Raw genomic sequence first — 25,108 nt, 5'->3', positions numbered from 1 at the left:
GGTGGGACCGGCCGGGCGTTCCCGGCGCCTTCTCCCAGCCCGGCATCGACGCCGCGGCACCGCCCGGCCGGGGCGGCACGCCGCCGTCGCCTTCCCCACCGGCGCCCGTAGACTGCGGGCGTGGCATTCCTGAGCACTCCGCACTACTGCTTCGTCTAGCGGGAAGACGCTGAGGGCGGCGCCGGACGGCGTCGCCCTCCTCGGTGTGCCTGCTGCGTGAGCCGCGTTCCGGCGCCGTCCGTTCCGCCCCGAGGCGGCGGGTGCCGGGGCCCGGGCAGGCACGGCCCCTTCCCCTTCCGCCTGCCAGGAGTGCCCCGTGCCCGTGTCGCCTTCCCCTGCCCTGGAGTCGTCCCTCGACCTGCTGCGCTGCCCGGCGTGCCGCAGCCGCCGCCTGCATCCGGACCGCGGCGCGCTGCGCTGCCCCGCGGGGCACGCCTTCGACATCGCCCGCCACGGCTACGCGGCGTTGCTGACGGGTCCGCGCGCCACCAGCGGTGACGACGCGGCCATGGCCCGCGCCCGGTGCCGGTTCCTGTCCACCGGCTCGTACGCGCCGCTCCGCGACGCCGTGGCCCGGCTGGCGGCCGCCGGTGCACCCGAGCGGGCGACGGTGGTGGACGTGGGCTGCGGCACCGGCTACTACCTGGCCGGCGTGCTCGACCGGTTGCCCGGCGCCCGCGGTCTGGGGCTGGACACCTCGGTGCGCGCGCTTCGCGCGGCGGCCCGCGCGCACGAGCGGGCCGCCGCTGCGGCGTGGGACGTCTTCCGCCCCTTTCCGCTGGCCGGCGCGGCGGCCGACGTGGTGCTGGACGTGTTCGCCCCGCGCAACCCGGCCGAGTTCCACCGGGTGCTGCGCCCGTCCGGCCGGCTGGTCGTGGTCCGCCCCACCGGCCGGCACCTGGCCGAACTGCGCGCGCGGGTACCCGCGATGGTCGCCGTCGACCCGGCCAAGGAGCGTCGCCTGCACCGGGCGCTGGACCCCTGGTTCGACCCCGGCCTCACCGAACGGGTGGAGTACACCGCGCCGGTGACCGGGCCGCAGGCCCTGGACCTGGTGGCCATGACGCCGAGCGCGCACCACGTCGGCCGCGCGGACCTGGCGGTCGGCGGGCCCCTGCCCGCCGAGGTCACCGTCTCCGTCCTGGCCACCGTCTACCGGCGCCGCTGACCCCGGGCGGCGACGGGTCCACCGCCGGGGAGTGCAGAGCGGTCCTCCTCAACATCCCTGCTGCAACGGCTATATGAGCTGCCGTCAGGCGTCGATGGCTTCGGCGGTCTCGGGCTCGCTGTCGCCCGCCGTCGCCGCGCCCGCGTCCTTCGGGCCGCGCAGGAGGAGGACGACGAACAGCGCGGCCATGACGGCGACTCCCGCCCACATGGCCTGCCGCCATCCGTCGACGAAGGACTGCTGGGCGGCGTGGACCAGGTCCTGCGCATGCGGGCCCGTACTGCCCGCCACCTGGACGGCGTTGGCGACGCCTTCACGCGCGGTGTCCGCGGCCCCGCTCGGGATGCCGCCGAGGCGGTCGCCGATGGCGCTCCGGTAGCCGGCGGACAGCAGCGCGCCGAGCAGGGCGACGCCGAGCGCGGTGCCGAACTCGCGGGTGACGTCGTTGAGGGCGGAGGCGACGCCCTGCTTCTCGCGCGGCAGCGAGCCGGTGATGGCCTCGGTGGAGGGCGTCATCGACAGCCCCATGCCGACGCCCATGGCGAGCATGCCGGGCAGCACGGCCGGGTAGCCGCCGCGGACCGAGACGAGGAGGGCCATCAGGGCCAGTCCGGCGCCGGCGAGCGCGACTCCGGCGGCCATGGTCGCGCGGGCGCCGACGCGTGCGGCCAGCTTGGGAGCGAGGCCGGAGGTCGCCATCATCATGACGGCCATCGGCATCAGCGCGAGGGTGGACAGCAGTCCCGACCAGCCGAGCACGGCCTGGAAGAAGGGGAAGAGCACCACCGCGATGCCCGACTGGACGCCGAAGACGACCAGCAGGGTGAGCGAGCCGCCGGCCAGGCCGCGCTCCCGGAACAGGCGCACGTCCAGCAGCGAGGCGCCCCCGCGGCGCAACTCCCAGGCCACGAAGGCGGCGGCGGCCACGAGTCCGATGCCGAGCGCGAGGAGCGTCACCGGTGCGGTCCAGCCGCGCTCGGGCCCCTCCTGCAGCACGAAGATGAGCCCGACCACGGCGACGGCGGACACCAGCGCGCCGCCGGTGTCGAAGGAACGATCGGAATGCTCGCGGGAGTTGGGAACCGCCTTCAGCGTCATCGCCAGGGCCGCGGCGACCAGGACCACCGGCAGCACGAACAGCCACCGCCAGTCCGCCACGTCGACGAGCAGCGCGGACAGGAACATGCCCAGGATGCCGCCGCCTCCCGCGACGCCGGTCCACACGCCGATCGCCTTGCCGCGTTCCTCCTCGGGGAAGGTGGAGGTGATGACGGCCAGCGTGACCGGCATGATCATCGCGGCGCCGATCCCGGCGGCCACGCGCGCGGCCAGCATCACGGCGGCGGTCGGCGCCAGGCCCCCGGCGACGCTCGCCACACCGAAGACGCCCAGCCCGGCGAGCAGCATGGGCTTGCGGCCCAGCCGGTCGCCGGCCGCGCCCAGCGGCAGCAGCAGCGCGGCCAGCGTCAGGGTGTAGACGTTGATGATCCACAGGACGGTGCTCTGCGACGCCCCGAAGTCGACGGCCATATGCGTCTGGGCGACGTTCAGCCCGGACACCGACGCGATGACCGCCATCAGCGCGACGGACACGGCGATCAGGATGGAGCGCAGCCGGCGCGCGTCCGGTGCGCCCTCGCCGCTCCCCTCGGCGGCTGCCGGACGGGGAGGCTGGTGCGTGCTCATGGGTTCCTCTCGAAACGGGCGTGCGGAACCGGTGCCGGAGCGGGACCGGTCACGGAGTGGGTGGAGCGGGGCCCGGCCACGGCGCGGGCGCGCGGCGGGCGGGGGCGGCGGGACCGTCGCCGGTCGTGGCGCCGCCCGGGCCCTCCGCACACGACGCTAAGCGCACCCTGCTCCACAGGCATAGGCTGTTGCCCATGGAGCAAGAAAGTGGAGACCTGGACAGCCTGGTGCGCAAGCGGATCCGCGCCCTGCGGGTCGCGCAGGGCTGGTCACTGGAAGAACTGGCCTCCCGCGCCAACATCAGCCAGTCCTCGCTGAGCCGCATCGAGAACGGCCGGCGGCGCCTTGCCCTGGACCAGCTCGTCACCCTCGCCCGGTCGCTGGACACCACCCTCGACCAGCTCGTGGAGACCGCGGCCGACGACGTGGTCAGCAGCCCGATGATCGACAGCGCGCACGGCATGATGCGCTGGTCGGTCAAGGGCGATCCCGGCGTGAGCGTCGTGCGTCAGCGCATCACCGGGCCGCCGCCGGCCAATCCGGCCCGCATGCGCGCCCATCCGGGCCGGGAGTGGCTCGTCGTGCTGTCCGGTACCGCCGTCCTCATGCTGGGCCACCGCCGCTTCCGCGTGGAGACCAACCAGGCGGCCGAGTTCCCCACGATGATGCCGCACGCGCTCGGCGCGGAGGGCGGACCGTGCGAGATCCTGGGCATGTTCGACCGCGACGCCCGCCGCGGCCACCAGCGCGACACCGGCATCGACGGCCGCGACCGCGACCCCCAGGACACCCGCGACTGACGGCACCGACGGCACCGACGCGCGCCGCACGTCACGTTCCACCGCGGCTGTTTCGCCCGGCGTACGCGCTAATTCGTATTACCCCTTGACTTCCCGAGGGCTCGCAGCCACGATCCCTTCCTGGTGAACGACACGCACCCCAGCGGGACCTCTCGTCACACGCGCACCACTCGATCGATGCGAGCACAGCGGACGTCGCCCTCCACCGGCGTCCTGACCCGCCTTTTCCCGCCCTCACCAGGTAGAGCCGCAGCGCTCAGGCCGGACAGGAGACTCCGTGCGCACAAGGGTTTCAGCAGCAGCGGTCGTGATCGGATTACTCGCCGCGAGCTGTGCGGTGGCCTCCGGTCCCGCGCACGCGACGGCGCCGCCGCCGTCCGTCGCACTCCCCGCCGCACCGGCGCTGTACGAGGCGGAGGACGCCACCGTCTTCCACGGCACGGTGGACTCCGACCACACCGGCTTCACCGGGACGGGCTTCGTCAACACCACCAACGAGGTCGGCGCCTACGTCGAGTTCAGCGTGCCGGCAGCGGCCGCGGGTGACGCCGTCCTGTCCCTGCGGTACGCGAACGGGACGGCGACGGGACGCCAGGGGACCGTCAGCGTCAACAGCGCCCAGGCGGCCGCGCCGGCCTTCGGCCCGACCGCGAACTGGGACACCTGGGCCGTCGCGAGGGTCCCGGTGACCCTGGAGAAGGGCACCAACCTGATCCGCGTCGCCAGCACGACGGCCGGCGGTCTGCCCAACCTCGACTCGCTGACGGTGTCCGACCAGCAGACCACGGACTGGTCGGACGCGCTGGTGGACTCCACCATGCGCCGGTACACCCCGGCGACCGTCGGCGGATGGAGCTACCCGGTCGCCCTCTACATGATGGGCCAGTACCAGCTCGCGCAGCGCACCGCGGATCCCACGCGCCGGGCGGCCCTGATCGCGTACGTCAAGGCGTGGGCGGACCGCTTCGTGGACGCCTCGGGGCACATCAACAACAGCTTCAACAGCCTGGACAGCATGATGCCGGGCCAGGTGATGATCGCGATGTACCGCGAGACCGGCGAGGCCAGGTACCGGCTGGCCGCCCAGCAGATCCACGACCGGCTCCTGCCGGGCGCCGGCTATCCGACCACGAGCGACGGCGGGTTCTGGCACGCGAACAGCGCCGACCGGGCCGACCAGCTGTGGTCCGACGGCACGTTCATGGCCGACCCCTTCATGGCGCAGTACGGCGCGTACATCGGCGACAGCACCCAGTCGTTCGACATCGCCGTCAACCAGCTCCTGGTCTACGCGAGCCATCTGCAGCAGCCGAACGGCCTGATGAAGCACGCCTATGACGCGTCCAGGGCCGCGTCGTGGGCGGACCCGAAGACCGGGCTCGCGCCCGAGACGTGGTGCCGCGCCGTCGGCTGGTACGGCGTCGCCGCCACCGAGATCCTCGACCTGATCCCGCCCGACCAGCCCCACCGGGGGCAGCTGATCGCGATCGTCCGCAAGCTGGTCCACGGCATGGCCGCCTCCCAGGACCCGGCCACCGGACGGTGGTTCCAGGTCGTGGACAAGGGCGGCAGCGCCGGCAACTGGACCGAGACGTCGTGCTCGGCGATGTTCACGCAGACCGTCGACACCGCGGTCAAGCGCGGCTACGTCTCCCCCGACGACTACCTGGCCACGGTGAAAGCCGGGAAGCGCGGCGAACTGGACCGGATCTCCCTGCACAGCGACGGCCTGACGTATCTGACGACGATCTCCGTCGGCACCAACGTCGGAGATTACGCGTACTACATCAACCGCCCCCAGGCCACGAACGACTTCCACGGGCTGGGCGCATTCCTCTATTTCAACGAGGAGTTGCACCACTGACGTGACCGTCGCCCTCCGGAACTGACCAGCGGGTCCGCCCCGGCACCGCAGCGCTTGCACCCGCGCCGCGATGCCGGGGCGGACCCGCGCCGGGGCTTGCGGGAACGCACACGCTCCGCGACCCCGGCGTCACGCCGTGAAGGCTTCCGCGCAGGCCACCCGCTCGGCGACAAATCGGGCATATACCGTTTCCTCGGGGGCGCAGCGGGCACAAGTAGGCGTGATGATCGCCCCGGCGGACGAGGAGGCGGTTCATGACCACCGGAACGGCGGCCGTGGCAGCGACGGGCGGTCGCCTGCGCGGACGCTTCCGCCGGGCACGATGACGGCCGCTTCGGAGCCGGTGATGGCCACGGCAGACGAGACGCCGCCGCAGGAGCCGGATCAGGCGCAGCCGCCGCGGAAGCCGGACGCAGACCAGCCGCCGCAGGAGCCGGGCGCAGAGCAGCAGTCTGCGAGCGCCGGCGCGAAGGGCGCGCGCTGCTATGTCTACGGCGTGGTGGCCGAGGCGAAGGCCGACCCGAAGGTCGGGGAACTCCCCGCCGTGGGTGGCGATTCCGGGGCCCGGGTGGGCTACGTCCGGCACGGCGGGCTCGCCGCGGCCGTCAGCCCGCTGCCGGACGGCGGGGCCCTGGGCGCGCCCGAGGATCTTCGGGCGCACACGCAGGTGCTCAACACGCTGGCCGCGACCGGCGCCCCGGTGCTGCCGTTCCGGTTCGGCACCGTCTTCCACGACCGGAAGCAGGTCGCCGAGGACCTGCTCGCGAGGGACCACGACGCTTTCGTGACGGCCCTTCAACGGCTCAGCGGCCGTGCGCAGTTCACGGTGCGGGCGGTCTACGACGTGGACGCGCTGCTGCGCCGGATCCTCGCCGAGCGCCCCGACATCGCCGAAGTGCGCGCGTCCCTCGGGGGGTTGCGGGAACAGGCCGCCCGTTACCAGCGGATGCGGCTCGGCGAGCTGATGGCCGAGGCCGTCGACGCCAGGCGGGCGGGGGACACCGCGTTCATGACGCAGCGGCTGGGGCCGCTGGCGGACGCCCTGGCGGTGTCGCCCGACCCGACGGACGACGCGGTCGCGGACGTCGCCTTCCTGATCAGCGACGACCGGCGGGCCGCCTTCGAGCGTGCCGTGGAGGGCCTGGCCCGCGAATGGCACGGGCGCGCCCTCCTCCGGCTGCTCGGGCCGCTGGCCGCCTACGACTTCGCCGCCGAGGCGATGGAGGGGGCCGGCGGGGCCGGGTAGCCGGGGGACCCGTCACCGGCATCCTCGCGGCTGCGGGGGCGCGCCGCCTGCGCGGTCGGCACGGGTGGTCCCCCGTCACCTCACCAGCGGTACCAGCGCCGGCGTCCACCGCCCTCGGCGGCCCTGAAGACGAACCCGAGCAGCCAGACCACGAGGACCGCGAGGGCGACCCACCACACGACCTTGACGGCGAAGCCGATGCCGAAGAGCAGCACGGCCAGAAGCAGAACGGCTATCAGACCGATCATCGTTCCTCCTTCCTTCAACCATCGCCTGCCCCGGGAGTGGGCCGCGATGCACGCGCCCGGCCCGGACCACGGTCGCCGGAGGTCAGGACCGCCGTGCGCGGCGGAGAGCACCGTGCGCGCCCGGGCCGGCGGGGACAGCGGGCGGCCGGGGCCGGGGCGGACGGTCGGGCCGCCGCGGCTCCGCGGTGCCCGGCGGGATCCGGTGCGGTCCGCGGGTCCGGCCCGCGCGTCCCGCGGATCGGGACGTACCGGGCGTTTGACGTTCCGCCGCAGGGGCACGCGCGGCTCGAGGGACCGGTCCGAGACGGATCGGTCCGCGGGGGGAACGGATGCCGGGGGGGGAGGACGCCCGCGAAGGGGGTCGCTCGACCATGGCCACGAGGACCGAACGGAAGACCGCGCACGAGTTGCTGGCGGCGCACGGCCGCACCTACGCCGAGGACGCGGGCATCCGTCTGCGGAACACCCCTCAGCCGCTCTACCAGCTGCTCGTGCTGTCCAGCCTGCTCAGCGCCCGGATCAGGGCGGAGGTCGCGATCGACGCCGCCCGCGCCCTGTTCGGCGCGGGGATGCGCGATCCCCGGCGGATGGCGGACGCCACGTGGCAGCAGCGCATGGACGCCCTGGGCGCCGGGCACTACCGCCGCTACGACGTGCGGACGGCCACCCAGCTCGGCGAGGGCGCCGCGCTGCTGCTGGAGCGCTACGGCGGCGATCTGCGGGCGCTGCGCGACGAGGTCGGGCGCAGGCCCAAGGGCGAGGCGCTGGCGGAGTACAAGCGCCTGCTGCGTGCGGTGACGCCCGGCCTCGGGCCGGTCGGCGCGGACATCTTCCTCCGGGAGGTGCAGGGGGTGTGGCCGGAGGTGGCGCCGTACTTCGACGGCAAGACGGTGCAGGGCGCCGGGCGGCTGGGCCTGCCGACGACCGCGCGGGAGCTGGCCGGGCTGGCGGACCGGGACCACTACCCGGCTCTGGCGGCGGCGCTGGTGCGTTCCGCGCTCGACAAGCGGGTCGCCGAGGACGTGGCCGGCCGCACCTCCCGCTGACCCCGGCAGCGCGGGCCCCCACCCTGCCACGAGAGCAGCGGTCAGGGGTCACCGTGCGGGAGCCGTCGCCGCGGCCGCCGCCGCGACGTCGCCGGGATAGGTGCGCAGCGCCAGGGTGCCGAGCAGGCTCGCGGCGAGGAGCGCGAGCACGGAGACGAGGAAGGTCCAGCGCAGCCCGTGCGTGGTGAACACGTGCGACGAGGCGTAGCCGAAGAGCAGCGGCGCGCCGAACTCCCCCAGCGTGCGGGCCGCGGTCCGCACCGACTCGGCCCTCCCCCACAGCGGCGGCGGCACGACGTCGAGGCGGGCGGCGTCCAGCGGCGGGTTGGTCGCGGCCAGCAGGCCGGTGCCCAGTATGAGCAGCGGCACGGCGATGCCCGGGGCGGGGATCACGAGTCCGGGGGCCAGGACGAGGGAGGCGCAGAACAGGCTGATCACGGGGACGATCACCCGCGCGTTCGTCCGGCCGCCGGCGAGCAGCCGGTCGGCGGTCCGGCCGCCGACCACGAGTCCGACGACCCCGCCGGCGCCGACCAGCAGGGTCAGGATGCCGGCCACGCCGCGCGTCACCCCGTACTGCTGGGTGGCGAACAGCACGGCGAAGGTGCGCACGCCGGCGAGGAAGAAGTAGCCGAGCGTGGACGCGACGATCATGATCAGTATGGTCCTGATCCGCAGGACGTAGCCGACCACGCGCAGCCAGGGCAGGTCCGCCGGGTCGGTGTCCCGGCGCAGCGCGGTGCTGCCCGCCGGCGTCCGGCCGCCGCCCGGCGGCCGATGCGGCGCGCCCGGTTCCGCGCCCCCGGCCGCCTCGCCCTGGTCGCGTCCCGGTGCGGCGAGGTCCCGCTGGGGAAGGTTCTGGCCGCCGCGCGCCGGTTCCCTCGCCCGCCAGGCGAACCAGGCGAGCACCGCCGCGGGGATCGCGGGCCAGGCGACGGCGTACCGCCAGGACAGCACCGCGGAGACCGCGCTGGTGACGGCGATCCCGACGCCCGTGCCCACGAACTCGCCGACCAGGATGTAGCCGTACAGCCGGGCCCGGTCGGCCATCGGGAAGTAGTCGCCGACCAGGGAGGCAACGGTCGGACCCGAGGTCGCGGTGACCGCGCCCAGCAGGGCGCGCGCCGCCACCAGCCAGCCGTAGGAGGTGGCCGCGCCGGAGAGCAGGGTCACCACGGCCCACAGCAGGATGCTGGCGCCGAGCAGCCGGACGCGGACCACGCGGTCGGTCAGCACGCCGATCGGCAGGGTGAACGCCGCGCTGGTCAGGGAGGCGATGGAGGCCAGCAGGCCGATCGCGGTGTGCCCGACGCCGAAGGCCTGCTCCAGGCTGACCGCGTTGACCGCCAGAGTGCCCTTGTCCGCCCCGTCCAGGCTGACCACCAAGGCCAGCAGCAGGACCGCGCGCAGCGACTGCTCGCCCCCGACCGTGCGGCCCGCCCGCGTCCGGGCCCCCCGGCCCAGGGCGCGCAGCCGGCGCAGGGCGGCTGCGGGCGAGACAGTCATCCGCGCAGTGTCGCACCCGTCCGGCGCAGGTCCGGGCGTTGACGTCACGTCAGTCGGGTGACCTGCCCGCGGCCGTACCGTGCCTCCGGCTCGGGAAGCGGCCGGACATGAGCGGCCGTCAGCCCCTGCCGCGCCGCGGGGTCACCGCCCGGCGACGAGGGCCGGCAGCTCGCGCATGTCGTGGAAGACGACGGTGCCGTGGCCTTCGAGGCGTTCGGCCGGGGTCGGTCCGCCGGCGTAGCCGAAGGCGCGCATGCCGGCGGCGCGGGCCGCCTGGACGCCGGGCCGGCTGTCCTCGACGACCGCGCAGGCCGCGGGGTCGACGCCCATCCGCCGGGCGGCGTGCAGGAACAGGTCGGGCTCGGGCTTGCCGCGCGGGACTTCGGTGGCGCTGTAGATGCGGCCCGCGAAGCGTGCGTACAGCCCGGTGCGGCCCAGGGTGTGCCGCATCTTGTCGTGCGATCCGCTGGAGGCGACGCAGGTGGGCAGGGCGAGTGCGTCGAGCGCCTCGGGCAGGCCCTCGACCGGGGTCAGCCCGGCGTCCACCGCCTCGCGGTGGAGTTGCTCGAACCGCTGCGACCAGACGGCGGCCGTGTCCTCGCCGAGCCGGTCGGCGACCTGCGCGCGGTTGGCGGCGTGCGAGCGCCCGATGAACAGGTCCACGGCCTCGGCCTCGGTCAGCGGCCACCCCAGCTCCGCACCGAGGGCGACCTGGACGCGTACGGCGATGCGCTCGGTGTCGACCAGGACGCCGTCGCAGTCGAAGATGACGAGTTCGATGGGCTTGATCATCACCGCAGCATAGGGCGCGGGGTGATCGCTCCGGCCGGGGGCCGGTTCCGGGTGGCCGCGCAGCGCGGCGTGCGCGATGCCTTGACGGGGTGTGAGGTCGGGCCTAAGGTCCGTTTCCTGCACCATCTTTCACATACCTGATATTGGTCTACAAGTGTGAACGGAGTCTTCCTCGTCCACCACCCACCACAGTCAGGAACGTCGATGATCACTCAGCCACGCGTCCCCCTGACCGGCCCGCGGACCGTCCCGGAGGTGGTCGCGTCATGATGCGCGCCCTCACCCGCGCGGCGATGGTCGCCGGCCTCGGTGTCGCCCTCTCCCTGCCCGGCACCGGTGCCGCGCGCGCCACCGGCCACGGCGAGCACTGGACCGCGACCTGGACGGCCGGTCCCACCGCGGCGAACTCCTCCGGCCTCTCGCACACCGGCCTGACCGACCAGACGATCCGCAACGTCGTGTACACCAGCATCGGCGGTCCGGCTGTGCGGGTGCGCCTCACCAACCGGTACGGCACCCGGCCGGTCACCTTCGACGCGGCGACCGTCGGGCTCGCCGGCGGTCCGGCCGCCACCGACGTCGCCCCGCTCACCTTCGACGGCGCGACGTCGGTGACCGTCCCGGCCGGCGAGGACGTGGCCAGCGACCCGCTGCCGCTGAAGGTCGGGCGGGGACAGGCGCTGGCGGTCAGCCTGTTCAGCGCCGCGGCCACCGGTCCCGCCACCTACCACAACGCCGCACACACCACCTCGTACCTGGCGGCCGGCGACCACACCGCGGACAGCGACGGCACCGCGTTCACCGGCACCACCTCGTCCTGGTTCTTCGTGGACGGCCTCGACGTCCTGGCCCCGCCGCACGTCGGCACGATCGTGGCGCTCGGCGACTCCATCACCGACGGCACCGGCACCGCGGACAACTCGAACACCCGGTGGACCGACGACCTGTTCGCCCGCATCGCCGCCGGTCCTCCCGGGCACCTGGAGGCGGTGGCCGACGCCGGCATCGGCGGCAACGAGGTGACGCTCGACCGGCAGCCGCCGCTGTACGGGGTCAGCGCGCAGCACCGGCTCGACGCGGACGTGCTGGACCAGCCGGGCGTGTCCCTGGTGCTGGTCTTCGAGGGCGTCAACGACCTCACGGCGAGCAAGGTCCCTGCGGACCAGGTGATCGGCGGGCTCTCGGCCATCGCCGCGCGGATCCACGATGCCGGGCTGAAGGCCGTCGGCTTCACCGTCACACCGTGCGGCGGCTACTCCAGCTGCGGCCCGGACGCGCTGGCCCAGCGCGCCCTGGTCAACGACTGGATCCGCACCTGCGGGGCCTTCGACGCGGTGGTCGACTTCGACGCGACCGTCCGCGACCCGTCGAACCCCGACCGCCTGCTGCCCGCCTACGACAGCGGCGACCACCTGCACCCCGACGCCGCCGCCTACCGGGCGATGGCCGGCACCGTCGACCTGACGACGCTCGGCGAACTGGCCCTGCGCCACCCGGACTGACCGGTGCCGCCTGTCTGGCCGCGCGGGGCGTCACACGGTGAGGGGGCCGTCGCCGGGAGCGATGGGCGCGGGCAGCGCGGTGCTGCCGGTCAGATGGCGGTCGACGGCCGCGGCGGCGGAGCGGCCCTCCGCGATGGCCCACACCACGAGTGACTGGCCGCGGCCGGCGTCGCCCGCGACGAAGACCCCGCCCGGCCCTTCCGGTTCCGCCCGGTGGGAGGTCTGTGCCGCGAAGTCCCCGTCGCGGGCGAAGTTGCCGCGGCCGTCCAGCGTCAGCCCGAGCTGCTCGATCAGTCCGGTGCTCCGTTCCGGGCCGGAGAACCCCAGGGCGAGGAGCACCATGTCGACCGGAATCACCCGCTCGGTGCCGGGCCGGGGGCGCCGTGCCGCGGGTTCCACCTCGGTCAGGTGCAGGGCGCACACCCGGCCGGCCGCGCTCCCCTCGAAGCGGAGCGTGGCGGCGGAGAAGACCCTCGGGTCGGTGCCGGCCCGGCCCCTGGCCTCCTCGTGGGCGTGCGAGATCCGGTAGACCTTCGGGTAGGTCGGCCAGGGTTCGGCGTCCCGCCGGGCCGTGTCCGGTTCCGGGTTGATGTCGAGCTGCAGCGCGGAGGCGGCGCCCTGGCGCAGGACCGTGCCCAGGCAGTCCGAGGCGGTGTCGCCGCCGCCGACGATCACCACCTGCTTGCCCGCCGCGTCGACGGGTGACGTGGCGTAGTCGCCCTCGGCGGTCCGGTTGGCGAGGGTCAGGTAGTCCATCGCCTGGTGGATGCCGGACAGCCGCCGGCCGGGGACGGGGAGGTCCCGCTGCTCGCGGGCGCCGACGGCGAGGACGAGCGCGTCGTGCCGCGTCGTGAGCTCGGCGGCGTCGAGGTCGCCTCCGATGTCCATGCCGGTGCGGAAGGTGGTGCCCTCGGCCCTCATCTGCCCGATGCGGCGGTCCAGCTGGCCCTTGTCCATCTTGAACGCGGGGATGCCGTAGCGGAGCAGCCCGCCCACCCGGTCCGCGCGCTCGTAGACGACGACCGTGTGACCGCTGCGGGTGAGCTGCTGCGCGGCGGCGAGCCCCGCGGGCCCGGAGCCGACGACGGCGACGCTTTTCTCGCTGAGCCGCTCCGGGGGCTGCGGTTCGGCGTAGCCGCGCTCCCAGATCTGGTCGGCGATCGCCTGCTCGATGTTCTTGATCGTGACCGGCTCGGCGTTGATGGCCAGCACGCACCCCTCCTCGCACGGCGCCGGGCACAGCCGCCCGGTGAACTCCGGGAAGTTGTTCGTGGCGTGCAGCCGCTCGGCGGCCGCCCGCCAGTCGCCGCGCTCCACGTACACGTTCCACTCGGGGATGAGGTTCCCCAGCGGGCAGGCGTTGTGGCAGAACGGTATGCCGCAGTCCATGCAGCGCGCGGCCTGCTCGGAGGCGAACGGCAGCAACTCCTGCCCGGCGTAGACCTCGTTCCAGTCCCCCAGCCGTTCCTCGACCGGCCTGGCCGGGGCCGGCCGGCGGGGGTACTTCATGAACCCGTGGATGTCGGTCATGCGCCGCCTCCCTCGCGCACGCGCGGGGCCCTGCATCGTTCCCGCCAGTCTATGACCGCTTTGTCCGTATATAGGGATTCCGTCCGGAGGGATACCGTCCGGCCCTCTCGCCCGATCCTCACGGGCAGGCCGGCCGGCGCGTCCGGCCTTCGCGGCCTCCTGCACCCACGGCACCGGGCCTCCGCGGGGGTCACGGCTGCATAACGGGCGGGCGTGCGTGCAGCAGGACGGGGGCCTCCTCCGTCTGGTGCGTGCGTGAGGACACTGAACGGATGGCGCGAACAGGGGGTGGGAATGCGTCCCGACGACTTGGCGGAGTTCAGCGCTTTCGTACGGGCGAGATCGGGGGCGCTGTTCCGGACCGCGGTCCTGCTGACCGGGGAGCGCGGGCAGGCCGAGGACCTGGTGCAGTCCACCCTGGAACGGCTGTGCCGCCACTGGAGGACGGTGAGCCGCGCCCAGGCACCGGAGGCGTACGCGCGGCGGGTCCTGGTGAACCTGGTGTACGACCGGCACCGGCTCCGGCGCGCCGCGGGCACCGAGGTGCCACTCCCCCGCGGCGACCCGCCTCGCGGCACGACGCCTACCAGCAGATCGTGTCCCGCGACGCGTTGATGCGGGGCCTGCGGGCCCTGCCGGTGAACATGCGGACCGTCCTGGTCCTGCGCTACTTCGACGACATGGCGGATGCGGAGATCGCCGCCGCGCTCGGGATCCGCGAGAGCACGGTGCGGTCGCAGGCCGCGCGGGGGCTGGCCAAACTGCGCGCGGCGGCCGACGACAAGGCTGCCGGCCCTACCGGGAGAGGTACCCGATGACACCGGAGCGCAAGGACGCGGCGGACGAGCCGACCGTGGAGCACGACTCGGCCGCCGACCCCCTCCTGGAAGCGGAACTCACTGCCGCGCTGGGCGAGTTCGCCGCGCGCGAGCAGCCGCCGCACTTCGATCCGCGGGCGATCGCGCGGGCGTCCGGCGCCACCCGGCGCTCGCGGTTCACGCTCGCCGCGGCCGTGGTCGCCGCCGCGGCCGCGACGGCCGCGGTGGCGGTGCTCGCCGCGGGGGGCGGCCACGGAGACCGGCCGCTGCCGCCGGCGACCGGCACCCCGACCCGCACCGCGGCGCCGTCGGCACCGCTCGACGCGGACGCGGTGGTGCGCGGGCTGTTCCCCGCGGCGACGAAGTACCAGAACCCCGGGACGCGGGGGAAGGTGCATCTGGCGCAGGTGCGCGCGCTGTTCACCAGCGCTGCGGCGTTCACCGAGGTGTGGGGCGACGGCGGGCTCGGGGCCACGTGCGGCGCGCGGGCCGACGGCGTGCTCGCGGCCGACCCGTCGAGCGTGCTGTTCTACCGGGGCACGACCCTGCTGGACCGGCACGCGTCCCTCACCCTGGATCCGGTCACCGGCCGGATCAGCGGGATCACCTGCGGTCCGCGCCGCGGCGATCCCGGCGATCCCGCCGTGGCCGGCCGCTACGGGCACCATGGGGCCGCCGGCAAGGGCGTCGCGGACTGCGGCCGTCCCGCGCCGGCCACCTGGCTCGCGGACACGCCCACCTCGGGCACCGTGGTCCACGGCTGGTCGGTGACGCTGGACGGCGCGCCCCCGTTCATGCTCGGCGTGGACGACACCACCGGCCGGGTGAGCGTCACCTGCCGGTGACCCGCACGGCCGCGGGCGCGGCCGGTGCCCCGCACCGACCGCGCCCGCCGGGCCGTGGCGCGGCCGCCGTGAGCGGGCCGCGCCGGGATGTCAGTGCGAGGGCGTGTCTTTGCCGTCACCCTCGGCCTTGGCCTCGTCCTTGGCCTCGTCCTTGCTCTCGCCGAGACGCTCGATGAGCCCCTGGGCCTTCTCGACGCCGGCCTCGATCTTGTCGCCGTACTTGTGGCTGGTCCTGTCGTCGATGAAGTCACCGACCTTCTCCAGCCCGCCCTCGATGGCGTCGGCATGGGTCTCGGCGATCTCCGCGGCCTTGTCCTTGAGGTTCTTGAGGTTCTTGAGGTTCTCGAACACCTGTCAGTTCTCCTTTCCCGCAGCGCGCTTCACGGCCCGTGCGGCAGTGGCGCGTGCACACGGCGGCCCCTGCCGGGACGCTCAAGTCATTGCGCAAGTCGGGAACCATGGTAGGTGACCTGCCCTCCCGTCAGCGTACGCGCGTCCCGGCGGCCGTCTCCGGCCGCAACCGACACCCCTGCCGGGACGGGCCGTCAGCCCGCCGACGCCACCGTCAGATCACCGTTCGACGTCGACAGGTCCAGGCGGTACCTGCCCGACGGGTCGTCGGTGAACGCCACGTTCCTGGATCCGTTGGTGGTCGTCGCCGACACCCGGTAGCCGGCGGCCGGGGCGGTGACCTTGAGGCTGCCGCTGGAGGTGTGGGCGGTGATGTCCTGCGGGGCGGAGGCCTGGATCGTCACCCCGCCGTTGGACGTCTTCGTGTCGATGCCGCCACCCCGGGCGTCCTTGACGGTGACGCTGCCGTTGGACGTGCGCAGCTTCACCGGCCCCGTCGCGCCGTTCACCCGGATCCCGCCGTTGCTGGTGTGCACGTCGACCGCACCGACGTCGTTGAGGGTGACGCCGCCGTTGGACGTGCTTCCCGAGACCGGCAGGCCCGCGGGCACCTTGACGACGTAGTCGACGCCGCAGTGGTGTCCGCAGCCCGACAGGGTCAGCACGCCGCCGGAGACGCTGAACGACGTGCCGCCCGGCTTGCTGCCGCGGTAGTTCACCTTGCGGTGCACCGAGACCGCGGAGGTCTTCGCCGAGGCGTCCACCGTCAGCCCGCCGTTGCCGCTGTCGAGCCGGATCGAGGTGATCTTCTGGGACACCGTGGCGTCGTCCTGGAAGGTCTTCTGTCGGCCGAAGGGCGAGCAGGCGGAGAGCCCGCCGGCGGTGAGTGCGGCCAGAGCTGCTGCGGCAAGGACGCGGGCGTGCAGGCGTCGCATGACGTTCCCCCGTTGTGGAGCGAGTCGGATCGATCGGACACCTGCGACGGTACGCACGAGCGGTACCACCCCACGATGGGGTAAACCCCCCAACGGCAGGGGCGCTGTCCTCCCGTTCCCCTGCTCTGGGCGAGAATGCGGGCACGCCGCGACAGGATCGCCACTGGGGAGACGCCACCGCATGAACGTGCCACCACCGCCGGGAGCCGAGCGGGCCGGTGCATCGCCCGTCCTGATCGGCGCGCTCGCTCCGCTGACCCCGCCCGGCTGGGTCGAGGCGGGCCGGCACCTGCTCGCCGGGCTGGAACTGGCGGTCCGCGACGTGAACGACGCGGGCGGGATCGTCGGGAGGCCGCTCGCGCTGGTGGTCAGGGACACCGCGGCCGATCCGCGGCGGGCCGCGGAGGCCGTCGACGAACTGGCGCGCCTGGGCGTGGCCGCGCTGGCCGGCGAATACCACAGCGTCGTCGCCCGCGCCGCCGCCGCCAGGGCCGACGCGCTCGGCCTGCCGTTCCTCTGCTCGTCCGCGGTACTCGACGCGCTCACCGAGCAGCCGACCGGATGGGTGGCGCGGCTCGCCCCCGCGCAGTCCCACGGCTGGCGCGTCTACGCGGACTTCCTCCTCGGCGAGGGCCACCGCCGCATCGCGGTGGCGACCCAGCCCAGCGTCTACTGGACGTCCGGGACCGGCATCCTGCGGGATCACCTCGCTCCGCACGGCGGCACCGTCGTCGAACTCGACACGCGCGCGCTCACACCCGCCGCGCTGTGCGACGCGCTCGCCGGCAGCGGCGCGACAGCCCTCCTGCTGCTGGTCGGCCACCCGGAGCCGGCGGTGCCGATCGTGACGGCCGTCCGCCGCGACGCGCGCCTGGCCGGGGTCATGATCGGGGCTCCGGCCGGGCAGCCGGAGCTCGCCGGGTGGGCGCAGCTGCTGGGCGAGGACGGCGCCGCCGTCCCGTTCCTGCGCTACCTGCCCGAGCGCTTCGGCCCGCTCGGCGCCCGGGTCGACGCGGCGCTCCGCGAGCAGTTGGCCGGGGAGCCGTCCTTCGTCGCCTTCGAGGGCTACGACACCGTGGCCGTCCTCGCCGAACTGCTGCGCTCGCAGGGCGCGGACCGGGGGCGCATCGCCGATTCCTGGCCGCGCGTGGCCGTCGAGGGCACCCGGGGGCCGATCCGGTTCCGCCGCACGCCCGGCATCGGCGTGTGGCAGTGGGCCTGGCCGCCCGTGCAGGTCGCCGACCGCGACCCCGCCGATCCCGCCCGCTTCCGGGTCCGCCACCGCGGCTGAGCCGGGACGACGCCGAGGAGGCGCGACTGCGCCCGGCCGGTCACCGCCGGCACTTCCCGCCAAGGGCGGGGTGGGCGCGCTGCGCGAGCGCACGAAGTGGCAGCAGTACCAGCGGCGTTCGGGCACGGCCATCGCCGGGGCCGCACCGCGCGGGCTGAACCGCGGCGTTCGGGCACGGCCATCGCCGGGGCCGCACCGCGCGGGCTGAACCGCCGGGACGGGGCGCTGGCTTGGCCGGTCTCCCGGCCGCACGGCGTGCGCCCCGCACCGCTGCCGCCCGCGCTCCGCCCCAGACCGCGTGCGCAATTCCCCCGCTCCACGCGGGATTTCATGCCCGGGCGGGGTGCGAGGAAGCAGACGGCCGTGGGGCAGCTGCGGCACGACGTGCCGGGCGGACAGGTCACCCTCGGCGGCATGCGGGTAGCCGGAGAGGGTGAACGCGTCCATGCCGAGGTCCGCGCAGGCACGGAGCTTGGCCGGCACCTGGTCGGGGTCGCCGACGAGGGCGGCGCCGGAGCGGGCCCGGCCGTTGCCGGTCCACAGGTGCGGCCCGGCGTATCCCTCGTCGTCGGCGGACGCGGGCTGTCAACCCCGTTGCCCCGCCCGGGTCCTGGCTTCTCACCAGGTGAGACCTCGTCGGACGTCGGTCACGACGCGAGTCCCCCGCACCCCGGCGGACGGCCCGCATCGCCACCGCCGGCGCGCGGGCGCGACCCCACGAGCCCGCCCCACGCAGAGGGCCCGCAAGCGAGCCTGTGGTACACCGGACACCCCACCACGGCTCACCCGGAGGTCCTCCATGCGCCGCCTCGCCGTCTTCCTAGCCTCGTCCGACGGGCACGACCCGGCGCACACCGAACTGGCCGCCGCCGTGGGCGCGGAACTGGCCCGGCGCGGCATCGGCCTCGTCTACGGCGGCGGCCGCCGAGGGCTGATGGGCGCCCTGGCGGACAGCGCGCTCGACGCCGGCGGCGAGGTCATCGGCGTCATGCCGCGCAGCATGGTCGCACGCGAGTGGGCCCACGAGCAGGTGACGGAACTCCTCATATGCGACTCGATGCACGAGCGCAAAGCGCTGATGGCCGAACACGCCGACGCGTTCGTCGCCCTGCCCGGCGGCCTCGGCACCCTGGAGGAGCTCTTCGAGGTGTGGTCCTGGCGCCAACTCGGCTTCCACGCCAAGCCCGTCGGCCTTCTCGACACCGGCGGCTTCTGGACGCCGCTGCTCGACGCCCTGCACGGCATCGCCCGCTCCGGCTTCCTCCCCCCGTCCACCCTCGACGACCTCGCCGTCTCCCCCGAACTGGCCGGCCTGCTCGACGCGTTGGAGACCCGGCTGCAAAGCTCCCCGCAGCCTGCCCACGGAGGCTGACGCCGGACCTACGGCGCGGAGTCCTTCACCTTCGGGGAGATCGCGTAGGCACGGGTCGGTGACGTGGAGTGCGGCGGGTTCGCGGCCGTGGTGACGTGGCCGGACGCGTCAACGCCTATCACGTCGTCGAACCTGCTGACCTTCGCGCACGTGCCCTTGTCGCTGCCCAGTTGCGAGTTCGCGCCGTCCAGGGCGGACTTCCGCTGGGCGTCGGACGCGTCGGTCCTCCCGCCGGGGAACGTCGTACCCGTCGTCCAGTCGGAGCCGACGACCAGCACGATGCCGGTCGCCGACGCGCTCTGCCGGACGTCCTTGGCGGGTATCCCCAGCGCCTTCGCGACGGCCTGCGCCTGCGCCGACTGCCCCGCGGGATACGTCACGGACGTCGCGGCCACCGGCGTGCCCGTGACCGCCGTCGTCCCCTTGCCGAAGCCCCGGTCGACCAGTTCACCCGCCACCACCGTCGCCCGCTTCTCCACCAGCCGGCCGTCGACCGCGGCGCCGTTGCGCACCTGGACGGCGATCGAGGAGAGCGGCACGGCGGGGGCTGAAGGGGACGCGCCGGCCTTCCCGCCGCTCGCCGTTGTCAGCGACTGGTCCGCGGCGATGGTCCGGAACAGTTGCGACGCCGCCGGCTGCACCAGGTGCGTCTCGTAGACGCCGTTCACCTTCGTGTCCGCGGTCTGCAGCGTGGCGAAAGTGACCCGGCTGGTGGGGACCTTGTTCAGGTCGGTGCCCAGGCCGATCAGCTTGTTGATCGAACCCAGCGACTTGTCCACGGTCAGCGCCTTGGTCGCCGCGTTGGCGACCTTCCACAGCTTGGTAGGACTGCTGAGCGTCCCGTCGTCCTTGAGCTTGTTCAGCAGCTCGGTGAGGAACACGTGCTGGCCCTCGGTGCGCCCGCGGCTGTCACTGGAGTCGCCGAAGCCGTGCCGGGTGCGCAGGAACTGCAGCGCCGCGGTCCCCTTCAGGACGTGCGAGCCCTTTTTGAGCTTCAGATGGCTGTACGGGTCGTACACATCGGCGTCGACGCACACCTTGACGCCGCCCACCGCGTTGGACATGTCCACCACGCCGGAGAAGTACACCATCATGAAGTGGTCGATCGGTATACCGGTCAGCTCGTGGACGGCGACGACGCTGCACCCCGGGCCGCCGGCGAGCGCCGCGTTGATCATCGTGTTGTGCTGCGGCCCCATGCTCGGATGGCCGTCGTCGTGGCAGCCGCTCCAATCCGCGCGCAGGTCGCGCGGCACGCTCATCACCGTCGCGTTGGAGCGGTCGGCGGATATGTGCACCACCATCTCCACGTCCGCGCGCTCCCCGCCCGCCTCCTTGCAGGCGCCGCCCAGTTTGCAGTCCGCGGCACTGGTACGGCCGTCGGACCCGATGACCAGGATGTTGATGGGCGTGCGCCCGAAGGCGTCGGGCTTCTCGTGGCCGGCGCCGTCCTTGCCGTTCGCGGACAGGTCGTCGGACTGGATGTTGCTGTTGAGCTTCCAGTACGCGTAGGCGGCCGCGCCGCCCGTCGCCAGCAGCACGAAGCCCATGGCCAGGCCCACGATCTTCAGCGCCCGCCGGCCGCGCCGCTTCCCGCCGCCGCGGGCCGCCCTGCGCGCGGCGGCCCGCCCGCCGGACGGGCCGCCCGCCGCGCTCCCGGGCGCACCGCCCGCCGGGCCGGCCGTGTCCGCGGCGGCGGAGGTCGCGTCGGCACGCGTGCTGTGTGCGCCGGCGCGCCGCCGCCCGGTGGTCCGGCCCCGGTGCCTGCGGGTGGGCTCGCTCATCGTCGATGTTCTCCTGAACCGTCGGCCCCGGCAGACGGGGCGGCCAACTCGACCGCCCCCTACGACCGTTCAAACCTCCGTAAGGTTGCATTCCGCTGACGATCCGCCCGGCGCGGCGCCTGCGACGGCCGCTCGGGGGCGGCTTGCGACGTGTGGCGCCCGCACCTGTTATTTGACGCGTCGCACCTCGCGCCGGGCGGGGGCCGGGCCGGTGGAGCCGCGGACGACCACGGAGACGTCCCACCCGACCTCCTGGCCGGCGTCCCGTACCCCGGCGCAGACGCCCAGGGCGCACCCGTCGTTGATCGCCATGGTGGCGGTGGGCGGTTCCGGGCCCTCCGGCAGTTCGCGCGCCGCGGCGCGCCCCGGCTCGGCGGCGTCGAGGTCGTCGACGTTGTCCGTCGACGCGCCGGAGCACACGATGACCGCCTCCGGCGGCAGTTCCGCGCTCTCCAGCGACCGCAGTAGTCCGCGGTACCGCTCCGAGCCGTTGACGCCGCCGATGGAGCCGGAGACGAACCCGAAGCGCCGGTGGCCGAGTTGGACTCCCCCGATCCCGTACCTGGGTCATGACCCCGCGGACCGTCCGGAGGTCGGGCGGGCACCCGCCCCGCGCCCCGGCCGCCCGGCCGCCCCGCTCCCCGCCGCGGCCCGGTGATCCGGCCGGCCCCCGATCCGGCCCGGTCCGCCGACGCTACGGCGGGACCCGCCGGTCAGGCCAGGAAGGCGTCGAGGGTGATCGGCAGGTCGCGGACGCGGACCCCGGTGGCGTTGTGGGCGGCGTTGGCGATCGCGGCCGCGGTGCCGACGATGCCGATCTCCCCGATGCCCTTGGATCCCATGGGGTTGACGTGGGGGTCGTCCTCGTCGATCCAGGAGACGTCGAGGTGGCCGATGTCGGCGTGCGCCGCGATGTGGTACTCGGCGAGGTCGTGGTTGGCCACCTGGCCCAACTGCGGGTCCATGTAGCTGTGTTCGTGCAGCGCCATGGACAGGCCCATCGTCATGCCGCCGCGCAGCTGCGAGCGGGCCGTCTTGGGGTTGATGATGCGGCCGGCAGCGAACACGCCGGCGAGCCGGGGCACCCGGACCTCTCCGGTGTCCGCGTCCACCCGGACCTCCGCGAACTGGGCGCCGAAGGCGTACATGGCGTACCGCTCGGTGTCCGGGTTCTCGCCCGTCTCGCCGGTGGCCTCGGCGCCCTCCGGCGGCTCGTGCCCGTACCGGTCGCGCAGTTCCTCCGCGGCGTGCACCACGGCCGAGCCCCAGCAGGTCATGCCCGACGAGCCGCCGGCGACGGTGGCGCGCGGGAACGCGGTGTCGCCGATCCGCAGGTCCACCCGCTCGACCGGTACGTCCAGCGCGTCGGCGGCGATCTGGGTGAGCGCCGTCCATGTGCCGGTGCCCAGGTCGGCGGCGCCGATCGACACCGTGTAGCGGCCGCCGGCGCCGGCCCGGATCCGGGCGCTCGACCCGGGCATCCAGAAGACCGGGTAGACCGACGCGGCCACGCCCAGCCCGACCAGGGCGCCGTCCTCGCGCCGCGACCTGGGCGCGGGGTGGCGCCGCTCCCAGCCGATGCGACGTGCTCCCTCGCGCAGGCATGCCACGAGGTTGCGGCTGGAGAAGGGGCGGCCGGTCTCGGGGTCGGCCGCCGGTTCGTTGCGGATGCGCAGCTCGACGGGGTCGAGCCCGCAGGCGTCGGCCAGTTCGTCCATCGCGACCTCGGCGGCGAACATGCCCGGGCACTCCCCCGGCGCCCGCATCCAGGACGGGACCGGGACGTCGAGCCGCGCCAGGCGGTGGGTGGTGCGGCGGTTCGGGGCGGCGTACATCATGCGGGCGGCGACGGCGGTCTGCTCGGCGAACTCCTTGATCCGCGAGGTCTGGGAGACCGCGTCCACGCTGATCGCGCCGAGCCGCCCGTCCTGGTCGGCACCGAGCCTGATGCGCTGGACGGTGGGCGTGCGGTAGCCGGCGAGGAAGAACAACTGCTGCCGGGTCAGGGCGAGTTTGACCGCCCGGCCGGGCAGCGCAAGGGCGGCCATCGAGGCGAGCACGACGTGCGCGTGCGCGGTGCCCTTCGACCCGAAGCCCCCTCCGACGTGCGGCGAGACCACGTGCACCCGCTCCGGGTCCAGCCCGAACAGCGGCGCCACCGCGGCGCGGACCGCGTACACGCCCTGCGTCGAGTCGTACAGGGTGAGGGCGCCGTCGGCCCAGAGCGCGACGGTGGTGTGCGGCTCCATCGGGTTGTTGTGGCACATGGCGGTCGTGTAGGTCCGGTCCACCGTCACGGGCGCCGCGGCCAGGGCCGCTTCGACGTCGCCCTGCGCGGTGTCGGTCGGGTACCCGCCGTTGACGCTCTCGGGGGCGTACAGGTCGTCGCGGTCGGCCCGCAGCTCGACGTCGTGCGGCTGCTCGTCGTAGGTCAGGCGCACCAGGCCGGCCGCGTACCGGGCGGTCTCCGTGGTCGTGGCGACCACGCCGCCGACCAGCTGCCCGCGGAAGGCGACGCGGTCGTCCTGCAGGATCGCCAGCTCCGCGTCGCCGGTGCCGGCCAGCCGGGGGGCGTTGCGGTGGGTGAGGACGGCCAGGACGCCGGGCACGGCCTCGGCCGCGGCGGTGTCGATGCCGGTGACCCGGCCGGCGGCCACGGTGGCCTGGACCGGGTGGAGGTGGGCGGGCTCGGCGAGCGGCTGCTCGTAGGCGTAGCGGGCGGTCCCGGTGACCTTGGCGGGCCCGTCGAGCCGGTCGAGGGGCGCGCCCATGGCCCGGGCTGCGAGGCGCGCTCGGGTCTGGGTCATCGCGGTGTGCCCCCGGCCAGCTCGCGCAGGGTCGCCACCAGGGTGTTGCGGGCCAGCGGCACCTTGAACGCGTTGCCGTCGAGCGGCCGCGCGGCGGCGAGTTCGGCTTCGGCGGCCCGCCGGAAGTGCGCCTCGGTGGCCGGCGCGCCGCGCAGTTCCCGCTCCGCGACGGCCGCCCGCCAGGGCTTGGGCGCCACTCCGCCGAGCGCGATGCGCACGTCGTCCACCCGGCCGTCGCGCACGACGAGCACCGCGGCGACGGAGACCAGGGCGAAGGCGTAGGAGGCCCGGTCGCGCACCTTGCGGTAGCGCGTGCGCGCGCCGGCCGGCAGCGGCGGCAGGTCCACCGCGGTGATCAGCTCGGCGTGGGCGAGCTCCGTGTCGCGCTGGGGCTCGTCGCCGGGCAGCCGGTGCAGGTCGGTGAGCGGGAGGCCGCGTTCGCCGCCGGGCCCCTGGACCAGGACGCGGGCGTCGAGCGCGGCCATCGCGACCGCCATGTCCGAGGGATGGGTGGCGACGCACGCGGGCGAGCCGCCGAGGATCGCGTGGTAGCGCTGGTAGCCGCGCAGCGCGGCGCAACCGGAGCCGGGGGCGCGCTTGTTGCACGGCGTGCTGACGTCCTGGAAGTATACGCAGCGGGTGCGCTGCAGGAGGTTGCCGCCGGTGGTGGCGAGGTTGCGCAGCTGGCCGGACGCCCCGGCCAGCAGGGCCTGGGAGAGCACCGGATACCTCGCGCGGATCACCGGGTCGGCGGCCAGGTCGCTGTTGCGGACGGTGGCGCCGACGCGCACGCCGCCGTCCGGCAGGGGCTCGATCGCGTCGAGCGGGAGCCGGGTGACGTCCACCAGCAGGCCGGGTGCCGCGACCCCCAGCCGCAGGTGGTCGACCAGGTTGGTGCCGCCGCCGAGGAACGCCGCCTGCGGGTCCGCGGACAGCAGGGCGACGGCGCCGGGGACGTCCTGGGCGCGCCGGTAGTCGAAGGGCTTCACCGGGCGACCTCGGCGATGGCCGGGACGATCGCGGCGTAGGCACCGCAGCGGCACAGGTTCCCGCTCATCCGCTCCTTGATCTCCGCGTCCGACAGCTCGACCGGCCCCGGGCCGACGGGCCCTGCCGGTTCGGTGGTCACCGCGCTGGGCCAGCCGGCCTCCGCCTCGGCGAGCATCCCGACGGCCGAGCAGAGCTGGCCGGGCGTGCAGTAGCCGCACTGGAAGCCATCGTGGCGGACGAACGACCGCTGCAGCGGGTGCAGGTCCTCCCCGTCGGCCAGCCCCTCGACTGTGGTGATCTCGCTGCCGTCGTGTTGGACGGCGAGGGCCAGGCAGCTGTTCACCCGCCGGCCGCCGAGCAGGATCGTGCACGCCCCGCACTGCCCGTGGTCGCAGCCCTTCTTCGGGCCGGTCACGCCGAGCCGGTCGCGCAGCGCGTCCAGCAGGGTGGTCCTGGTGTCCACGGTCAGCTGCCGCGTCTCGCGGTTGACCCGCAGGGTGATGTCGGCTTCCACAGCAGGCAGCTCC

Annotated in this window: 23 protein-coding genes; 11 read left to right on the top strand and 12 right to left on the bottom strand. The window is 74.4% G+C overall.

The features are described 5' to 3' along the window. Positions 1 to 316: 316 nt before the first annotated feature. Entirely contained in the window at positions 317 to 1,168 is an 852-nt protein-coding gene (locus ACH4TG_RS26615) for a methyltransferase (protein WP_398245042.1), read from the top strand. Positions 1,169 to 1,252: 84 nt separating this feature from the next. Here ACH4TG_RS26615 and ACH4TG_RS26610 read toward each other — a convergent pair whose 3' ends face one another. Further along, on the bottom strand, positions 1,253 to 2,854 hold the full coding sequence (locus tag ACH4TG_RS26610; protein WP_398245040.1) for an MFS transporter: 1,602 nt from the start codon (positions 2,852 to 2,854) through the stop codon (positions 1,253 to 1,255). A 194-nt stretch (positions 2,855 to 3,048) separates the two neighbouring features. On the opposite strand from ACH4TG_RS26610, the gene ACH4TG_RS26605 reads away from it, so the two are divergent. The 3 genes from ACH4TG_RS26605 to ACH4TG_RS26595 all read left to right on the top strand — a co-directional run bounded on the left by ACH4TG_RS26605 (position 3,049) and on the right by ACH4TG_RS26595 (position 6,764). Continuing rightward, positions 3,049 to 3,654 carry a helix-turn-helix domain-containing protein gene (locus tag ACH4TG_RS26605; RefSeq protein WP_398245038.1) on the top strand — a complete coding sequence of 202 codons (606 nt, stop codon included), beginning with the start codon at positions 3,049 to 3,051 and terminating at the stop codon, positions 3,652 to 3,654. Between the two features lie 277 nt (positions 3,655 to 3,931). Continuing rightward, complete coding sequence (locus tag ACH4TG_RS26600) at positions 3,932 to 5,518, top strand: glycoside hydrolase family 88 protein (RefSeq protein WP_398245037.1); 1,587 nt, start codon at positions 3,932 to 3,934, stop codon at positions 5,516 to 5,518. Between the two features lie 346 nt (positions 5,519 to 5,864). Continuing rightward, positions 5,865 to 6,764, top strand: coding sequence for a GvpL/GvpF family gas vesicle protein (locus ACH4TG_RS26595; RefSeq protein ID WP_398245036.1), 900 nt, complete (start codon positions 5,865 to 5,867; stop codon positions 6,762 to 6,764). A gap of 80 nt (positions 6,765 to 6,844) precedes the next feature. Here the strand turns inward: ACH4TG_RS26595 and ACH4TG_RS26590 are convergent, their stop codons facing one another. After that, entirely contained in the window at positions 6,845 to 7,012 is a 168-nt protein-coding gene (locus ACH4TG_RS26590; protein ID WP_398245035.1) for a hydrophobic protein, read from the bottom strand. A 371-nt stretch (positions 7,013 to 7,383) separates the two neighbouring features. Between ACH4TG_RS26590 and ACH4TG_RS26585 the strand changes: the two genes are divergently transcribed. Then, positions 7,384 to 8,058 (top strand): endonuclease, encoded by a 675-nt coding sequence (locus ACH4TG_RS26585; protein WP_398245034.1) that lies wholly within the window; start codon positions 7,384 to 7,386, stop codon positions 8,056 to 8,058. Between the two features lie 48 nt (positions 8,059 to 8,106). On the opposite strand, the gene ACH4TG_RS26580 is transcribed toward ACH4TG_RS26585, so the two are convergent. Further along, positions 8,107 to 9,564 (bottom strand): MFS transporter, encoded by a 1,458-nt coding sequence (locus ACH4TG_RS26580; RefSeq protein ID WP_398245033.1) that lies wholly within the window; start codon positions 9,562 to 9,564, stop codon positions 8,107 to 8,109. Positions 9,565 to 9,705: 141 nt separating this feature from the next. After that, a complete protein-coding gene (locus tag ACH4TG_RS26575; protein ID WP_398245032.1) occupies positions 9,706 to 10,356 on the bottom strand; it encodes an HAD family hydrolase in 651 nt (216 codons plus the stop codon). Between the two features lie 266 nt (positions 10,357 to 10,622). Here ACH4TG_RS26575 and ACH4TG_RS26570 point away from each other — a divergent pair, with 266 nt between their 5' ends. Further along, positions 10,623 to 11,858 carry an SGNH/GDSL hydrolase family protein gene (locus ACH4TG_RS26570; protein WP_398245031.1) on the top strand — a complete coding sequence of 412 codons (1,236 nt, stop codon included), beginning with the start codon at positions 10,623 to 10,625 and terminating at the stop codon, positions 11,856 to 11,858. A gap of 30 nt (positions 11,859 to 11,888) precedes the next feature. Here the strand turns inward: ACH4TG_RS26570 and ACH4TG_RS26565 are convergent, their stop codons facing one another. After that, positions 11,889 to 13,388, bottom strand: a complete 1,500-nt coding sequence (locus ACH4TG_RS26565) for a glutamate synthase subunit beta (RefSeq protein ID WP_398245030.1) — start codon at positions 13,386 to 13,388, stop codon at positions 11,889 to 11,891. 294 nt (positions 13,389 to 13,682) lie between these two features. Here ACH4TG_RS26565 and ACH4TG_RS26560 point away from each other — a divergent pair, with 294 nt between their 5' ends. The 3 genes from ACH4TG_RS26560 to ACH4TG_RS26550 are packed head-to-tail and all read left to right on the top strand — an operon-like array spanning position 13,683 to position 15,051. Then, on the top strand, positions 13,683 to 14,003 hold the full coding sequence (locus ACH4TG_RS26560) for a sigma factor (protein WP_398245029.1): 321 nt from the start codon (positions 13,683 to 13,685) through the stop codon (positions 14,001 to 14,003). Beyond that, complete coding sequence (locus ACH4TG_RS26555; protein WP_398245028.1) at positions 13,985 to 14,206, top strand: sigma factor-like helix-turn-helix DNA-binding protein; 222 nt, start codon at positions 13,985 to 13,987, stop codon at positions 14,204 to 14,206. The genes ACH4TG_RS26560 and ACH4TG_RS26555 overlap by 19 nt, the downstream gene beginning before the upstream one ends. After that, positions 14,203 to 15,051, top strand: a complete 849-nt coding sequence (locus ACH4TG_RS26550) for a hypothetical protein (protein WP_398245027.1) — start codon at positions 14,203 to 14,205, stop codon at positions 15,049 to 15,051. Before ACH4TG_RS26555 ends, ACH4TG_RS26550 begins: the two co-directional genes overlap by 4 nt. Positions 15,052 to 15,141: 90 nt before the next feature. On the opposite strand, the gene ACH4TG_RS26545 is transcribed toward ACH4TG_RS26550, so the two are convergent. Then, positions 15,142 to 15,402, bottom strand: coding sequence for an antitoxin (locus ACH4TG_RS26545; protein ID WP_398245026.1), 261 nt, complete (start codon positions 15,400 to 15,402; stop codon positions 15,142 to 15,144). A 194-nt stretch (positions 15,403 to 15,596) separates the two neighbouring features. Next, positions 15,597 to 16,337 (bottom strand): DUF4097 family beta strand repeat-containing protein, encoded by a 741-nt coding sequence (locus tag ACH4TG_RS26540; RefSeq protein ID WP_398245025.1) that lies wholly within the window; start codon positions 16,335 to 16,337, stop codon positions 15,597 to 15,599. 181 nt (positions 16,338 to 16,518) lie between these two features. On the opposite strand from ACH4TG_RS26540, the gene ACH4TG_RS26535 reads away from it, so the two are divergent. Together ACH4TG_RS26535 and ACH4TG_RS26530 are read left to right on the top strand one after the other, a co-directional pair. Next, a complete protein-coding gene (locus tag ACH4TG_RS26535; RefSeq protein ID WP_398245024.1) occupies positions 16,519 to 17,628 on the top strand; it encodes an ABC transporter substrate-binding protein in 1,110 nt (369 codons plus the stop codon). Positions 17,629 to 18,427: 799 nt separating this feature from the next. After that, positions 18,428 to 19,000, top strand: coding sequence for a TIGR00730 family Rossman fold protein (locus tag ACH4TG_RS26530; protein WP_398245023.1), 573 nt, complete (start codon positions 18,428 to 18,430; stop codon positions 18,998 to 19,000). Positions 19,001 to 19,008: 8 nt separating this feature from the next. Here ACH4TG_RS26530 and ACH4TG_RS26525 read toward each other — a convergent pair whose 3' ends face one another. The 5 genes from ACH4TG_RS26525 to ACH4TG_RS26505 form a co-directional block, all read right to left on the bottom strand. Next, on the bottom strand, positions 19,009 to 20,784 hold the full coding sequence (locus ACH4TG_RS26525) for an LCP family protein (protein WP_398245022.1): 1,776 nt from the start codon (positions 20,782 to 20,784) through the stop codon (positions 19,009 to 19,011). Between the two features lie 168 nt (positions 20,785 to 20,952). Continuing rightward, positions 20,953 to 21,339: a substrate-binding domain-containing protein gene (locus ACH4TG_RS26520; protein ID WP_398245198.1), complete on the bottom strand. Its 387-nt coding sequence runs from the start codon at positions 21,337 to 21,339 to the stop codon at positions 20,953 to 20,955. Positions 21,340 to 21,497: 158 nt separating this feature from the next. Beyond that, positions 21,498 to 23,591, bottom strand: a complete 2,094-nt coding sequence (locus ACH4TG_RS26515; protein ID WP_398245021.1) for a xanthine dehydrogenase family protein molybdopterin-binding subunit — start codon at positions 23,589 to 23,591, stop codon at positions 21,498 to 21,500. Next, positions 23,588 to 24,580, bottom strand: a complete 993-nt coding sequence (locus tag ACH4TG_RS26510) for an FAD binding domain-containing protein (protein WP_398245020.1) — start codon at positions 24,578 to 24,580, stop codon at positions 23,588 to 23,590. The genes ACH4TG_RS26515 and ACH4TG_RS26510 overlap by 4 nt, the downstream gene beginning before the upstream one ends. Continuing rightward, positions 24,577 to 25,095, bottom strand: a complete 519-nt coding sequence (locus tag ACH4TG_RS26505) for a 2Fe-2S iron-sulfur cluster-binding protein (protein WP_398245019.1) — start codon at positions 25,093 to 25,095, stop codon at positions 24,577 to 24,579. Before ACH4TG_RS26505 ends, ACH4TG_RS26510 begins: the two co-directional genes overlap by 4 nt. Positions 25,096 to 25,108: the final 13 nt, after the last annotated feature.

It is taken from the genome of Streptomyces sp. NPDC020917 (assembly GCF_044333795.1).
Classification (GTDB): domain Bacteria; phylum Actinomycetota; class Actinomycetes; order Streptomycetales; family Streptomycetaceae; genus Actinacidiphila.
The sequence above is the reverse complement of the archived record's forward strand: the minus strand, read 5'-3'. Positions and strand labels throughout refer to the sequence as shown.

Bases quoted from the DNA above. Each gene is read 5' to 3' on its own strand.
- ACH4TG_RS26610 (WP_398245040.1), bottom strand. From the start codon at position 2,854: ATGAGCACGCACCAGCCTCCCCGTCCGGCAGCCGCCGAGGGGAGCGGC.
- ACH4TG_RS26605 (WP_398245038.1), top strand. From the start codon at position 3,049: ATGGAGCAAGAAAGTGGAGACCTGGACAGCCTGGTGCGCAAGCGGATC.
- ACH4TG_RS26595 (WP_398245036.1), top strand. From the start codon at position 5,865: ATGGCCACGGCAGACGAGACGCCGCCGCAGGAGCCGGATCAGGCGCAG.
- ACH4TG_RS26590 (WP_398245035.1), bottom strand. From the start codon at position 7,012: ATGATCGGTCTGATAGCCGTTCTGCTTCTGGCCGTGCTGCTCTTCGGC.
- ACH4TG_RS26585 (WP_398245034.1), top strand. From the start codon at position 7,384: ATGGCCACGAGGACCGAACGGAAGACCGCGCACGAGTTGCTGGCGGCG.
- ACH4TG_RS26580 (WP_398245033.1), bottom strand. From the start codon at position 9,564: ATGACTGTCTCGCCCGCAGCCGCCCTGCGCCGGCTGCGCGCCCTGGGC.
- ACH4TG_RS26575 (WP_398245032.1), bottom strand. From the start codon at position 10,356: ATGATCAAGCCCATCGAACTCGTCATCTTCGACTGCGACGGCGTCCTG.
- ACH4TG_RS26570 (WP_398245031.1), top strand. From the start codon at position 10,623: ATGATGCGCGCCCTCACCCGCGCGGCGATGGTCGCCGGCCTCGGTGTC.
- ACH4TG_RS26565 (WP_398245030.1), bottom strand. From the start codon at position 13,388: ATGACCGACATCCACGGGTTCATGAAGTACCCCCGCCGGCCGGCCCCG.
- ACH4TG_RS26560 (WP_398245029.1), top strand. From the start codon at position 13,683: ATGCGTCCCGACGACTTGGCGGAGTTCAGCGCTTTCGTACGGGCGAGA.
- ACH4TG_RS26550 (WP_398245027.1), top strand. From the start codon at position 14,203: ATGACACCGGAGCGCAAGGACGCGGCGGACGAGCCGACCGTGGAGCAC.
- ACH4TG_RS26540 (WP_398245025.1), bottom strand. From the start codon at position 16,337: ATGCGACGCCTGCACGCCCGCGTCCTTGCCGCAGCAGCTCTGGCCGCA.
- ACH4TG_RS26535 (WP_398245024.1), top strand. From the start codon at position 16,519: ATGAACGTGCCACCACCGCCGGGAGCCGAGCGGGCCGGTGCATCGCCC.
- ACH4TG_RS26530 (WP_398245023.1), top strand. From the start codon at position 18,428: ATGCGCCGCCTCGCCGTCTTCCTAGCCTCGTCCGACGGGCACGACCCG.
- ACH4TG_RS26525 (WP_398245022.1), bottom strand. From the start codon at position 20,784: ATGAGCGAGCCCACCCGCAGGCACCGGGGCCGGACCACCGGGCGGCGG.
- ACH4TG_RS26515 (WP_398245021.1), bottom strand. From the start codon at position 23,591: ATGACCCAGACCCGAGCGCGCCTCGCAGCCCGGGCCATGGGCGCGCCC.